Raw genomic sequence first — 12,288 nt, forward strand, 5'->3', positions numbered from 1 at the left:
AGGGGAGAAATAGGAAATGGTGTATATACAAAAAATTACGCCAGCGATGAAAGAAACAATTCGAATGTTCATGTGTGAGAATTGGGGAAGCTCATTGATGGTTTCACGTGGGAGGGCGCATCAGTTAGAAGAGTTATCAGGATTTGTTGCATTATTCGATGACAGAATAATCGGAATTATAACGTATGAAGTGATCGGAAATATGTGTGAAATTGTATCGTTAGATAGCTTTGAAGAAAGAAAGGGAATAGGGACGAAGCTTGTAAATTGTGTATTGCAAGTTGCAAAAGAAAGGCAGTGCCTGAAGGTTTGGCTCATTACAACAAATGATAATATGAACGCGTTACGTTTTTACCAAAAACGTAATTTCATGATGACTAATTTATATGTGAATGCAGTGGAAGAGGCACGAAAAATAAAGAAAGAAATTCCACGCATTGGGTATGATAATATCCCAATTTTACATGAAATTCAGTTGGAGCAGCGTTTAGTGAAATGATGTAACAATTTTCAGAAATATAAGTTATTAACCTTGACGAATATTATAATTTAGGTTACCGTAAAATTGTAATCTATTACCATATTAAGGGGTGACGATGTGGCAACTATACGTGATGTTGCAAAATTGGCAGGTGTTTCAGTCGCAACCGTTTCACGAGTTATTAATGAAAAAGGATACGTCCATGAAGATACAGTAAAACAAGTAAAGGAAGCAATTGAGGAATTACGCTATAGGCCAAACAGTGCAGCAAAGCCATTATTTAAGCAAAATTCAACGATAATTGCATTACTTGTAGATAATTTGCGTAATCTATCAAACATTACTTTGCTACATTGTATTGAGGAAATAGCATATAAAGAAGGATATCAAATAATTGTTTGTAATATAGAGAATAAAGATAGGTACATACATATGTTGAAGCAAAATAACGTTGCAGGTGTTATTTTGACAAAATCAGTTTTTAAAAGTATAGGAGAAGTTTCATTTCCATTTGTAGTGATTGAGGAAAAACAGTCTCTTGCAAATTATTTTGAAAGTGGACAGAGAGCTGTTTCTTTATTGAAAGAGAAAGGCTGTCATTTTCTTGCTTATATCAGTGAGAGAGATGAAAGCGAAGAAATGGAAGAACATGTATCAGGATTTTTAGACGCTGTTTGGGAGGAAGGAATCTCTTATCGAGAAGAAAGTGTACAAGGGTATACGAATAAACAGTTCATTACATTATTACAAAATCATCCGTATATAGATGGGATTGTAGTCTCAAGTGATAGGGTTGCTATTGAGTTAATCCGAGCAGCGAAATCTCTAAATATACATATACCAGATAAATTAAAAATTATTGGACCTAATGGGAGTATAGAGTGTGAATGTATAGGTCTATCACTACCAGTAATTGAAAATTACGTCGAAGAAGAAGCGGAAATAGCTTTTCAACAATTAAAAGGAAAAATAAAAAAGTAAAAGGTGCGTTTTATACGCACCTTTTACAATGTAATTGCGGCAATAAAGCCAAATATAAGTAACGGTATATTATAATGCAGAAAAGTTGGTACACATGTATCCCATATATGATGGTGTTGACCGTCAGCGTTTAAACCTGATGTTGGTCCAAGTGTACTATCAGATGCTGGAGATCCTGCATCCCCTAGCGCTCCTGCTGTACCGATAATTGAGATTGTGGCCATTGGACTAAATCCAAGCTGGATGCAAAGAGGTACAAAAATTGTTGTTAAGATAGGGATGGTTGAAAAAGATGAACCGATTCCCATCGTAATGAGAAGCCCAATAACGAGCATAAGAAAAGCAGCAAGTGGTTTGTTATTTCCGATTATATGTGCACTCGTTTGCACAAGTGATTCAACATGTCCTGTTTTTCGAAGAACGGCGCTAAATCCAGCGGCAGAAATCATAACAAATCCGATAAAGGACATCATACGCATTCCACTTGTTAATATTGCATCTGCTTCTTTAAGAGGGAGACTACCACTAATTGATAAGACAATAATCCCCGCTAAAGCACCGAAAATCATTGATTCTGTTGCTAATTGAACTGTTAATGTAGCTATGATAGATAATAATCCGAAAGTAATACTTCGCTTTGTATAGGGAACGATTTCATTTTCGGCAGTATGGATTTGTTCTGTTTCATACGTACGAGGTTTTCGGTACGTAATGAATACGGCTACACATAATCCGATAATCATACCGATTGCCGGAATAGTCATCGCTTTTGGGATAAGCGCGACATCAAATGTAAGACCGCTTTGGGCAGCATTTGTTTGCAATACGTCATGATAAATTTTTCCGAATCCTGCAGGGATCCACATATAAGGTGTAATTAACCCGAATGTAATAATACATGTAACAAGTCTGCGATCCACTTTCAGCTCGTTTAATACTTTTAAAAGTGCTGGAATTAAGATTGGGATGAAAGCGATATGAACAGGGATAACATTTTGTGAGAAACAAGCCATTGTTAAAATGATGAATAAAATAAGTATTTTAGAATAAACTTGTTTTTTTGTGTCTTGTTCGTTGCTGACCCATTTTAATGCGGTTTGAATCATGGCATCTGGAAGTCCTGTTTTAGAAAGAGAAATAGCGAAACCGCCAAGCATTGCATAGCTTAATGCGATTGGGGCACTGTTTCCGAGACCAGTTGTAAAAGTGTTAATTGTTTCTGAAATACCGAGTCCGCCGATAAGTCCGCCTGTTAGAGCTCCAATAATGATGGCGACAATGACTTGGACACGTAACAAACTAAGCGATAGCATGACTGCTACTGCGACGAGTACAGCGTTCATAATAGATATAATCTCCCTAATTTTTATTCTGTTAAGGCAAGTAAATATGAAGCAGTTTGCTATATTTATACATACTTGCGACATATTATTATAAAATGTTTTCTATGAAATGTAAAAGAGCCTTTTGTATTTAATGTTGAAAAGATAGCTCTTGTTTGATGGATTGTAAAGAATTAGCAAATAGTTCTGGTTCTTCTAAATCAGGAGAATGTGCTGAATTTGGGAACCAAATCATTTTTTTTATGGGTGCTTCAATAACATCGCAATATTCTTGAACGAGTGCATAAGGAGTTTGATAATCATAGCGACCAGAACAAAAGTAAACAGGAATAGATAAACTTGAAATGGACGAAAAGAAATCGATTGTTAGCATTTCTTCCCATAAAACGCCAGATTTCAAGTTTCCTGCGAGAAACTTGAACCAATCTAATAGCGTGTATTCAGGAGAAAAAAAACCTTTTCGTATGAAAGAAAAGGAAGATCCGTTTTGGATTGCTCCTCCGAATGTGCCAAGCCACTTTCTTTGAATAATGAGACGTCTCGTATCTAAAAATGGTGGTTTACCTAATTTTAAAAGAGAAGCTAATGCTTTTTTATGATCATGCTTTTTTGCAGAATTAATTAAATGTTGATATAGCAATTCTTCGTTTTGCTTCATATGTACAATCTGCCCAATACCAATGTAAGCCTCGATATACTTTGGATATTGATGTGCTATGTTAAGTCCGATAATACTTCCCCAAGAATGACCAGCGAGAAATAGTTTTTGTTTGTTGAACCTTTTAAGTACATACTGAATAACTTCTTGTGCATCGGAAACGAATTGTTCGATTGTAAAATTTGCCCCGAAATCTTTCATTGAAAAGGATTTACCTGCCCCGCGTTGATCCCAATTAATAACGATAAAGTGTTTCTCTAATTCTTGTTGAAAATGGCGAATAAATCCGATTTGTGCCATGCCAGGTCCGCCGTGACAGCATAATAAAATAGGTTGTTCTATGTTTTGCCCGCGCATAAGGAGAGATTGTTTTCGATTATTAATCATAACGCTTTCCATCGTAGCGATACTATTAGGAATGAGTTGTTTATTTTCATTATAGAACTGTGGGGTATAGCTACGAAAAAGCATATTGAAAACCTCCTTTTCTGAAATCGTATGAATCGCACAGGCTATTTATTTTGCATATACTGTTAGAAAATCATTGTAACATACCATACTAGTGTCATTTCAACATGGGAGGAGGGGAAATTGTGACGATTGGAGAAATTATAGATTGTTTAAATAGACGTGAATCAATCGCTATTATAGCGAAACGCCTTGAAATAAGTCCATATACACTATCGAAGAAATTAAGATTAATTGGATATGAATATGACGGAGAGCAGAAGAAACGTATTTTTGTAGGAGATGGAGAAGAACCACGTCACTTACAACTCCAAGAAGCGACCGCCCTTCAACATGAGAAAACAGATTATCAATTATTAATTTATGAGCAATTACAAAGTATTTATGAATTACTAAGAAAAAGAGAAGAAGTAAGTGCACCAATTATGAGTAAAAGTACAGAGAAAAAGAAACGAACCTTTTCTATTAATAAAGAAGTATTAGCAAGATTAGATGTTATATCAGAATCGAAAGGAGTTCAAAAATCTAAACTTGTCGAAGAGGCACTGCAGCAATTTTTACAACAATATGATTTTAACGAAACATCACATTTTGATAACTAAAGAAAAGGATACTATGTTCATTGTAAGAACGAGTATCCTTTTTAGGTTTCATGTATATTACGGATAATACAAAGTGATAAGTATATATTCCTTATAATGAAAAAATATGGATCGATTGTTAGGAAAATACTTAATTTACTTTTTGAATTCTTCCATCAATAACTGGCTGAATTGGTTCTTTTAATTGTTTTACATAATCGACTAGCGCTTCAAAGTCGTTCGGACCAGTTTCTGCATTTTTCCCATTTTTAAATGATACGAATCCGTCACCGCCAGAAGCTAAGAAAGCATTTGCAACTACACTATACGTTTTAGATGGGGATAATTCTTCTCCATTTGTTAAGCGTATATTCGTAACCTTTTCACCGTTTGGTTTGCTTGCATCCCAAGTATATTGAATACCTGAAATTTGAAGCATTCTTGTTGTTCCTTTTTGCCATTGTTGATTTAAAATATCGCGAATATCTTGACCTGTTAAATCTACTTTAATCAATTGATTTCCAAAAGGCTGAATGCCGTACAATTCGCCCCATGTAATATCACCAGCATCTAAGTCATTACGAATGCCACCAGGATTCATAAGTGCGATTTGAGCTTGCATCGTTTGGCGCTGGGCATCGGCAATTACATTTCCAAGAGTAGATTCACCAGCATCATTTTGCTTACGATCGATAGGTGCTGTAGATTTTCCAACAACTTCATTTACAAGTGGTGCAATTTTTTCTTTATATTGATCTAACTTTTGTTTTACTTGTTTATCAGGTTCTACACCTTCATGGTATGTTGTAATAACTTCAGCTTTTTTCTTCACAATATCTTTTGTTTTTCTATCAATCGTTACATCTACATCAGAGAAAGCCATTCCGTAAGAGTTCGCTTGGACAATTAGTTTATTATTTACTGTACCGTTTACATACGTATGACTATGCCCACCGAAAATAACATCAACTTCTGGATCTGTTTCATTTGCAATTCGGTTAAGGTCGCCATTTGTTATACCAGACTCATCAGTTGTTCCGCCGACATGAGCAAGGACAACGATGGATTTAACGCCGAGACGTTTTAATTGTTGCGCTGATTTATTAATTGCTTCCACTTCGTCAGTGATCTGTACATTTTTAAGCATAGTAGGCATAACGACATTGGGTGTATCAGTTGTAACAACGCCAATGAATCCTACAGGAACACCATTTACCATTTTTACAGTAAATGGTGGTAAAAATAAGCGACCAGTTGATTTGTTATAGAAGTTTGCAGCGACATAAGGGAAGTTAGCACCTTTGAAATTCCCTGTTTTTTCGTGATAGCCACCATAAATGAGGCGTTTCATTTCATCGATGCCTTCATCAAATTCATGGTTTCCAATTGTACCAACATCAAATTTTAAGTCATTTAAAAATTCAATAGTCGGTTCATCTTGTAACAATGCTGAAACTGGTGGACTAGCTCCGACGACATCGCCAGCATGCACGAGAAGGGTGTTAGGGTTTTGTTTTTTACGTTCTTTTAAATAAGTGGCTAAGTAATCAGCACCACCAGCTTCTTTGTTATTAATTTTTTTTACAGTATCTAGTTGTCCATGAAAATCATTAATACCAAGCATCTGTACGTCTATGTAGCGGTTTTGTTCAGCTGGAGTCTGAGATGGGGGAGCGGCGAATACGCTTGAAAAGGTAATAGTGCTTAAAACAGCAACAGCAGGAATAATTTTTTTCCACATGATTCATTTCTCCTTTTTTTATAATCTGACATCATACGACATAATTTTAATAGATTCATAGGATTATATCTATACAAAAATTTAGTTTTTTCGAAAAATTAACATATTTACAAAAAAGGAATAATAGAGTAAGGAACCTTTTTTATTGTCGATTCCATCATGTATCCTCTATAATGGAGAAAAAAGTAAAAGGTGAGCAGCATGAAGAAAAAGAAACAAAGACAAATGCAAAGACAATCGCAAGTGAATCAACCAAAGGAAGAATCGCTTACATTAGCTGATCAATTAAATGATTCACTCATGCAGCAATTAAAGAATAAGAAGAAAGAGTTGCAAGTGAGAGAAGAGAAAAAAGAGGCAGCAGAACTGGAAAGAAAGCGTCAGGAACAAAAAGAGCGTGAAAAGAATAAATCATTTGAAGAACTGTTAAGTGAAAGTAATCTTACTTGGAAAGACTTTAAATAATAACGAAAATGATCAGTGAAATACCGCTGATCATTTTTTTGACGAGCTTGTAAGAAAAGGGGAGTTTAAATGAGAAAAATTGTAGTCGTTCCGCATGAAAATCATTGGGGTGAAAAATTTCAAATGGAGTCCGAAAGATTAAAATCAGCGATGCCAGAAACGGTGAAAATCCATCATATTGGCAGTACGTCAGTGCCGGGGCTTGCGGCAAAGCCTATCATTGATATGATAATGGAAGTAGATAATATTGAAAGAGTAGATCATTGGAATGAAAAGTTTGATGAGCTTGGTTACATTGTGAAAGGGGAAAATGGTATTTCAGGCCGTCGTTTTTTTATTCATGGAACTGAGGAGAAACGCTCGTATCATTTGCATGTATTTGAAAAAGGAAACCCTGAGATTACAAGGCATTTAGCATTTCGTGATTATATGATGGCTCATTGTGAAGAAGCAGAGGCGTATGCGACTTTAAAGAAAGAACTAGCTGAAAAATATACATATGATGGCACGTTGTATACAGAAGGGAAAAATGAGTTTGTACGTAATGTGGATGAAAAAGCGAAAGAATGGATAGAAAGTAACGTGAACGACTGAATTCATGTTACTTTTTAAAAGGGTATAAAATTATTATGTAAACTGTACGTATGTTTTGACTTTTTGGATGAATATTGTTGAAATAAAGTTGTGGTTTATAAAAATGTAAGAATGAAAGGGAGACGACTGTGCATATTCCAACAATTACACTTCATAATGGTGTGAAAATGCCAATGATTGGTCTAGGTGTTTATAAAGCGAAAGAAGGCGACGAAGTAAAACAGGCAGTAAAAACAGCGTTAGAAGTTGGATACCGTTCAATTGATACAGCAACTGTATATGAAAATGAAAGCGGTGTCGGAGAAGCGATTCGTGAATCAGGAATTCCAAGAGAAGACATATTTATTACGACAAAAGTTTGGAACGACGATCAAGGATATGAAGAGACGCTCGAGGCGTTTGAAAAAAGTTTGAAAAAATTACAAATGGACTATGTAGATTTATACTTAATCCACTGGCCAATTAGAGGGAAGTATGTTGATACGTACCGTGCTTTAGAAAAATTATACGAAGAAGGTAAAGTGCGAGCGATCGGTGTTTCTAATTTTCATAAACATCATTTAGAGCTGTTATTACCAAATTGCAAAGTAAAGCCGATGGTAAACCAAGTGGAACTTCATCCAATGTTAGCGCAATTTGAATTGCGTAATTTCTGTCAAAGTGAGCAAATTCAAATGGAAGCATGGAGTCCATTAATGAGAGGCGGCGAAGTGTTCCAGCACCCAATCATTCAAACGATTGCTAATAAATATGAAAAAACACCTGCGCAAGTTATATTAAGATGGGATATTCAAAGTGGAATTGTTACAATTCCTAAATCTGTTACACCATCTCGCATTCAGGAGAATTTTACTATTTTTGATTTCTCATTAACTGAAGAAGAGATGGATCAAATTAATACGTTAAATCGTAATTTACATGTAGGAACGAATCCTGATAAATATGATACGTTATAAAAAAGGACTGCCTCCTAATGTCGGGGCAGTCTTCTGTTTTATCGGTAAATCGATATTTTTAACGATGCAAAGCATATGAATCATATTTGGCGATTTTTTGAAGCTGTACGTACTTTTCTTTTGTTAAAGGCGACTGTTGGCTAGCTCGTACGTTTGCCTGTAGTTGTTGAATAGAGCTTGCACCAGGTATAACAGCTGCAACAGTTTCGTTATGTAAGCAATATTGAATAGCTGTTTCTGTTAAAGAGTTTTCTCCGATAACTTTTTTTACACTCTCGAGTGTTGTATTTAATTCATCGTAAGAATAAGAGAGGTAATCTTTTTCTTTTACTCGTTCTATCTTTCTTGCATTGTTGTCAGTTAAAATGCCTTTCGCAAGTGGTCCGCGAGCAATAACGCTAATTTGATGCTCATTAAGCATCGGGAACCATTCTTCAGGACGACGATTTAAAAGGCTGTACTCCATTAAAACACTAACGATATTAGATCGTTTTGCATACTCACGGATGACATTTGGACGTATAGAAGAGATACCGTAATAGCGAATGATACCTTCTTTTTTTAATTCTTCAAAAGCTTCAATTGTTTCATCTATAGGGTCTTCAATCATCCCGCCATGTAGTTGATAAAGATCAATATAATCTGTTTGAAGTCTACGCAAACTTTCTTTTACTTCAGCCTTTATGTAAGCTTTAGAAGGATCCCAAGACCAGCCATTTTTTTCTTCTGTCCATCGATTTCCAACCTTAGTTGTAAGAACAATTTGGTCCCGTTTTCCCTTTAAGGCTTTTCCAACAAATTCTTCATTTAATCCATAATCGTATAAATCTGCTGTATCAAAAAAGTTAATACCTAAATCGATTGCCTCATCGATAATACGCATAGCTTCAGCTTCAGATGTACCGAGAGACATACAGCCAAGGCCCATTTCTGTAACAAACAAATCTGAGTTTCCTAATTGACGTTTTTTCATAGGTCAACCTCCTTACCTTTATTGTACGAGAGGGAAAAGAGGTTGACAAACGTTTACTTTTTATTTGCTGTAATCCACTCTTGTACGGTTGTATACTCTTTGCCATATTGTTTTAGCTTATGGCGAATTTGCCATGCTTTGCCGACTAAAGTGACGCGATTTGGTAAAATATAAACTTTCATTTCTATCACGCTCCTTTCAATGTGGTAAAATGTATGAAGAAAGAATAGGAAATAGAACAGGGAGATGAAGTAGTATGAGCAATCTTGCAGAGAGAACAGTAAAAACTGAGCCGATTTTTGATGGTAGAGTTATAAAAGTTCGTGTTGATGATGTAGTATTACCAAATGGAGAAATGAGTAAACGTGAAATTGTAAATCATCCTGGTGCAGTTGCTATTATTGCTATTACTGATGAGGGGAAAATTGTGCTTGTTGAGCAGTATCGTAAAGCGCTTGAAAAGGCAATTATAGAAATTCCGGCTGGTAAGCTAGAACCTGGTGAAAAACCTGAGATGACAGCAGTTCGTGAATTAGAAGAGGAAACAGGGTATGTATGTGAAAATATGGAGCTCATTACTTCTTTCTATACATCTCCAGGGTTCGCAGATGAAATTTTATATGTATATAAAGCGACAGGTTTGACGAAAAAAGAAAACAAAGCGGCTTTAGATGAAGATGAGTTTGTGGAATTAATGGAAGTATCATTAGAAGAAGCGATTACACTTATGAAAGATCTTCGTATTCATGATGCGAAGACGATGTTTGCAGTACAATATTTACAATTACAAAAATAAACACTCGCCAAAGGCGAGTGTTTTTTAATTGATTTTTGCGTATACACGTGCATCACGTAAGCTACCATCTGGCGCTAGGAAATCATTTTCCATTGTACCTTCTAAAATAAATTCTAAACGTTCTGCTAAGTTACATGCATTTGCATTTGTTGCATCAGTACGAATTTCAATTCTTCTAGCACCTAGCTTATCAAAGGCAAATTGAATCGCTCCTTTAACAGCTTCGGTCATATAGCCTTGTTTTGTATAAGCGCTATGTAGCCAGAAGTGAAGTGAAAACTTTGGAATATCCCAGTTTTCAGGCTTGAGCGTAATAGCTCCGATGAATGTACCAGATACTTTATCGTATAAGTGAAAATCAAGTGTTTCACGAAGTAAAAACTGTCCATGAGCGTTACGAACAATTTCTTCAGCACTCTCTTCTGTTTCAGCGTTAATTGGTATCCACGGTACTAAGTCTTCTAGAGAAGCTTGGATTGCTTCATACACTTCGGCACCATCACCTGGAAACGGTTTACGAACTTGTAAGCGTTCAGTTTGAAATAATGTTGGAAAATCTAATAATAATGGTTTCAAGAGAAATCCCTCCTATTCTCTACCTTTTAGTTTAGCAAAGTAGAGCGGAATTTCAATGTTAATTCGTCATACTTTTTTTCTTTCTTTCATACATTTTTAGTAATAGTGTGAACGGAGGGAAGAAAAATGTGGAGAAAAACTTGGCAAGACCGTGTAATGTCTCATATACAGGAAAACTCTTCATTATATATATTTAACGCTGTTTTATTATTGATGGGAGTAATATTTGGAGCTATCCTTGTGAATAGTTTACAAATAAATCAAAAACAAGATTTATCTTTTTATTTACAGCGTTTTTTTGGACAAGTTTCTAAAGGAGAATTTGCTATCGCGGGCGAAATGTTTCGAGAAAGTTACTTTTCGCAGTTAAAATACATTGGATTTATTTGGATTTTAGGGATTTCAATTATTGGATTGCCACTCATTTTTATTTTATTATTTGTAAAAGGAGTTGTTGTTGGTTTTACAGTAGGCTTTTTAGTAAGTCAGCACGGATGGAACGGATTATTATTAGCATTTGTATCTGTATTGCCACAAAACCTAATTATAATTCCAGTATTTCTCGTTATGACAACAATTGCTGCAAGTTTTTCCTTACGCATGATTAGGCATCAATTTATCCGGAAAATAACCGAACCACTATTACCGTTATTAATTCGCTACACATGCTTCTTTCTTGTGATTGGAGCGGTGTTAGCGCTCGCTTCTAGTGTAGAGGCTTATGCATCGCCAGTTTTAATGAAAGAAGTCGTTGAAACTATTAATAAAAAATAAATACTTTTTGAGAATAATTATCAATTTGTTTTTATTGTTTTTCTTTTGACAGAAGCCCTTCTTCTGATATAATGGTGTAAGAGTGGCGAGGAGGGAGTAGTACCGAATGGAAGAAAGAATTGAACGAATTAAGAAGCAATTGCATGCAGCGAGCTATAAATTAACACCGCAACGTGAAGCAACAGTTCGTGTGCTGCTAGAAAATGAAGAAGATCATTTAAGCGCAGAAGATGTTTACCTCCTTGTAAAAGAAAAGTCGCCAGAGATCGGATTAGCAACCGTCTATCGAACTTTAGAACTATTATCTGAGTTAAAAGTTGTCGATAAGATTAACTTCGGAGACGGTGTTTCACGCTATGACTTACGCCAAGAAGGTGCGCAGCGTTTTCACCATCATTTGATTTGTACACAATGTGGTGCTGTACAAGAAATACAAGAAGATTTACTTGGTGAAGTGGAGAGGAAAGTAGAACGAGACTGGAGCTTTAAGGTGAAAGATCATCGTTTAACATTCCATGGGATTTGTAAAAATTGTCAAGAAAATGAAACGGATGAAAAATAACCTTTTCCTATTTATCTAGGAAGAGGTTTTTTATTTGAATAAGGTATAAATTGGTGAAAGCTTGGCATATGTTGTAATAACTTATATTTTGGAGGAATTTACAATGCGCCGAGCTTTAAAAATAACTTTTGATGGAATAAAAGTATTTTTATTATTTACAAGTTGTACGATTTTGTTTTATTTCGCTATACTATGGATAAATGAAGAATATGAAAGCTATCATCGTTATGAAAAGCCAAAAGAAGAGACTGTAGAAAAAGTATCAGGGAATGAAGAACCGGCAAAGGATGCTTTCGTAAATAGAATGATGTTTTTCTATGAAAATGGGGAGTAGTGTAG

Annotated in this window: 16 protein-coding genes; 10 read left to right on the top strand and 6 right to left on the bottom strand. The window is 35.4% G+C overall.

Translation table 11 applies throughout. The annotated features are described in order from the left end of the window. Positions 1-16: 16 nt before the first annotated feature. Both COC96_RS17360 and COC96_RS17365 read left to right on the top strand, forming a co-directional pair. Positions 17-499 (top strand): GNAT family N-acetyltransferase, encoded by a 483-nt coding sequence (locus tag COC96_RS17360; RefSeq protein WP_098769098.1) that lies wholly within the window; start codon positions 17-19, stop codon positions 497-499. Positions 500-598: 99 nt separating this feature from the next. Beyond that, a complete protein-coding gene (locus COC96_RS17365; protein WP_098769099.1) occupies positions 599-1,462 on the top strand; it encodes a LacI family DNA-binding transcriptional regulator in 864 nt (287 codons plus the stop codon). Positions 1,463-1,485: 23 nt separating this feature from the next. On the opposite strand, the gene COC96_RS17370 is transcribed toward COC96_RS17365, so the two are convergent. Beyond that, a complete protein-coding gene (locus COC96_RS17370; RefSeq protein WP_098769100.1) occupies positions 1,486-2,805 on the bottom strand; it encodes a Na+/H+ antiporter family protein in 1,320 nt (439 codons plus the stop codon). 130 nt (positions 2,806-2,935) lie between these two features. After that, positions 2,936-3,934 carry an alpha/beta fold hydrolase gene (locus COC96_RS17375; protein WP_098268004.1) on the bottom strand — a complete coding sequence of 333 codons (999 nt, stop codon included), beginning with the start codon at positions 3,932-3,934 and terminating at the stop codon, positions 2,936-2,938. Positions 3,935-4,056: 122 nt separating this feature from the next. Between COC96_RS17375 and COC96_RS17380 the strand changes: the two genes are divergently transcribed. Then, the gene (locus tag COC96_RS17380) at positions 4,057-4,533 is read left to right on the top strand and encodes a ribbon-helix-helix domain-containing protein (RefSeq protein ID WP_098268003.1); all 477 of its coding nucleotides are present in this window, start codon (positions 4,057-4,059) and stop codon (positions 4,531-4,533) included. Positions 4,534-4,663: 130 nt separating this feature from the next. Here the strand turns inward: COC96_RS17380 and COC96_RS17385 are convergent, their stop codons facing one another. Beyond that, entirely contained in the window at positions 4,664-6,253 is a 1,590-nt protein-coding gene (locus COC96_RS17385) for a bifunctional metallophosphatase/5'-nucleotidase (RefSeq protein WP_098268002.1), read from the bottom strand. A gap of 201 nt (positions 6,254-6,454) precedes the next feature. Here COC96_RS17385 and COC96_RS17390 point away from each other — a divergent pair, with 201 nt between their 5' ends. From COC96_RS17390 to COC96_RS17400, 3 genes are all read left to right on the top strand, one after another. Next, complete coding sequence (locus COC96_RS17390) at positions 6,455-6,718, top strand: YqkE family protein (RefSeq protein ID WP_141535928.1); 264 nt, start codon at positions 6,455-6,457, stop codon at positions 6,716-6,718. A 69-nt stretch (positions 6,719-6,787) separates the two neighbouring features. Continuing rightward, positions 6,788-7,312, top strand: a complete 525-nt coding sequence (locus COC96_RS17395) for a GrpB family protein (RefSeq protein WP_098268001.1) — start codon at positions 6,788-6,790, stop codon at positions 7,310-7,312. A gap of 128 nt (positions 7,313-7,440) precedes the next feature. Next, complete coding sequence (locus tag COC96_RS17400; RefSeq protein WP_097902551.1) at positions 7,441-8,268, top strand: aldo/keto reductase; 828 nt, start codon at positions 7,441-7,443, stop codon at positions 8,266-8,268. 58 nt (positions 8,269-8,326) lie between these two features. Here the strand turns inward: COC96_RS17400 and COC96_RS17405 are convergent, their stop codons facing one another. Together COC96_RS17405 and mciZ are read right to left on the bottom strand one after the other, a co-directional pair. Continuing rightward, complete coding sequence (locus COC96_RS17405; RefSeq protein ID WP_098268000.1) at positions 8,327-9,241, bottom strand: aldo/keto reductase; 915 nt, start codon at positions 9,239-9,241, stop codon at positions 8,327-8,329. A 53-nt stretch (positions 9,242-9,294) separates the two neighbouring features. After that, positions 9,295-9,423, bottom strand: a complete 129-nt coding sequence (gene mciZ / locus COC96_RS17410; RefSeq protein ID WP_000870295.1) for a Z-ring formation inhibitor MciZ — start codon at positions 9,421-9,423, stop codon at positions 9,295-9,297. Between the two features lie 74 nt (positions 9,424-9,497). Between mciZ and COC96_RS17415 the strand changes: the two genes are divergently transcribed. Further along, a complete protein-coding gene (locus COC96_RS17415) occupies positions 9,498-10,037 on the top strand; it encodes an NUDIX hydrolase (protein ID WP_098267999.1) in 540 nt (179 codons plus the stop codon). A gap of 24 nt (positions 10,038-10,061) precedes the next feature. Here the strand turns inward: COC96_RS17415 and COC96_RS17420 are convergent, their stop codons facing one another. Continuing rightward, complete coding sequence (locus COC96_RS17420; RefSeq protein ID WP_097902548.1) at positions 10,062-10,613, bottom strand: GNAT family N-acetyltransferase; 552 nt, start codon at positions 10,611-10,613, stop codon at positions 10,062-10,064. Between the two features lie 126 nt (positions 10,614-10,739). On the opposite strand from COC96_RS17420, the gene spoIIM reads away from it, so the two are divergent. The 3 genes from spoIIM (at position 10,740) to COC96_RS17435 (ending at position 12,283) form a co-directional block, all read left to right on the top strand. Continuing rightward, on the top strand, positions 10,740-11,387 hold the full coding sequence (gene spoIIM, locus COC96_RS17425; RefSeq protein WP_097902547.1) for a stage II sporulation protein M: 648 nt from the start codon (positions 10,740-10,742) through the stop codon (positions 11,385-11,387). Between the two features lie 106 nt (positions 11,388-11,493). Next, positions 11,494-11,949: a ferric iron uptake transcriptional regulator gene (fur, locus tag COC96_RS17430; protein ID WP_000392657.1), complete on the top strand. Its 456-nt coding sequence runs from the start codon at positions 11,494-11,496 to the stop codon at positions 11,947-11,949. Positions 11,950-12,052: 103 nt separating this feature from the next. Further along, positions 12,053-12,283 (top strand): YqzK family protein, encoded by a 231-nt coding sequence (locus COC96_RS17435; RefSeq protein ID WP_141436237.1) that lies wholly within the window; start codon positions 12,053-12,055, stop codon positions 12,281-12,283. Positions 12,284-12,288 lie beyond the last annotated feature (5 nt).

Origin of the sequence: Bacillus cereus (assembly GCF_002577405.1) — a bacterium.
Classification (GTDB): Bacteria; Bacillota; Bacilli; order Bacillales; family Bacillaceae_G; genus Bacillus_A; species Bacillus_A cereus_AU.

Coding starts and splice junctions, on each gene's coding strand:
- COC96_RS17370 (WP_098769100.1), bottom strand. CDS start 2,805: ATGAACGCTGTACTCGTCGCAGTAGCAGTCATGCTATCGCTTAGTTTG.
- COC96_RS17390 (WP_141535928.1), top strand. CDS start 6,455: ATGAAGAAAAAGAAACAAAGACAAATGCAAAGACAATCGCAAGTGAAT.
- fur (WP_000392657.1), top strand. CDS start 11,494: ATGGAAGAAAGAATTGAACGAATTAAGAAGCAATTGCATGCAGCGAGC.
- COC96_RS17385 (WP_098268002.1), bottom strand. CDS start 6,253: ATGTGGAAAAAAATTATTCCTGCTGTTGCTGTTTTAAGCACTATTACC.
- COC96_RS17415 (WP_098267999.1), top strand. CDS start 9,498: ATGAGCAATCTTGCAGAGAGAACAGTAAAAACTGAGCCGATTTTTGAT.
- spoIIM (WP_097902547.1), top strand. CDS start 10,740: ATGTGGAGAAAAACTTGGCAAGACCGTGTAATGTCTCATATACAGGAA.
- COC96_RS17405 (WP_098268000.1), bottom strand. CDS start 9,241: ATGAAAAAACGTCAATTAGGAAACTCAGATTTGTTTGTTACAGAAATG.
- COC96_RS17435 (WP_141436237.1), top strand. CDS start 12,053: ATGCGCCGAGCTTTAAAAATAACTTTTGATGGAATAAAAGTATTTTTA.
- COC96_RS17375 (WP_098268004.1), bottom strand. CDS start 3,934: ATGCTTTTTCGTAGCTATACCCCACAGTTCTATAATGAAAATAAACAA.
- COC96_RS17395 (WP_098268001.1), top strand. CDS start 6,788: ATGAGAAAAATTGTAGTCGTTCCGCATGAAAATCATTGGGGTGAAAAA.
- COC96_RS17360 (WP_098769098.1), top strand. CDS start 17: ATGGTGTATATACAAAAAATTACGCCAGCGATGAAAGAAACAATTCGA.
- mciZ (WP_000870295.1), bottom strand. CDS start 9,423: ATGAAAGTTTATATTTTACCAAATCGCGTCACTTTAGTCGGCAAAGCA.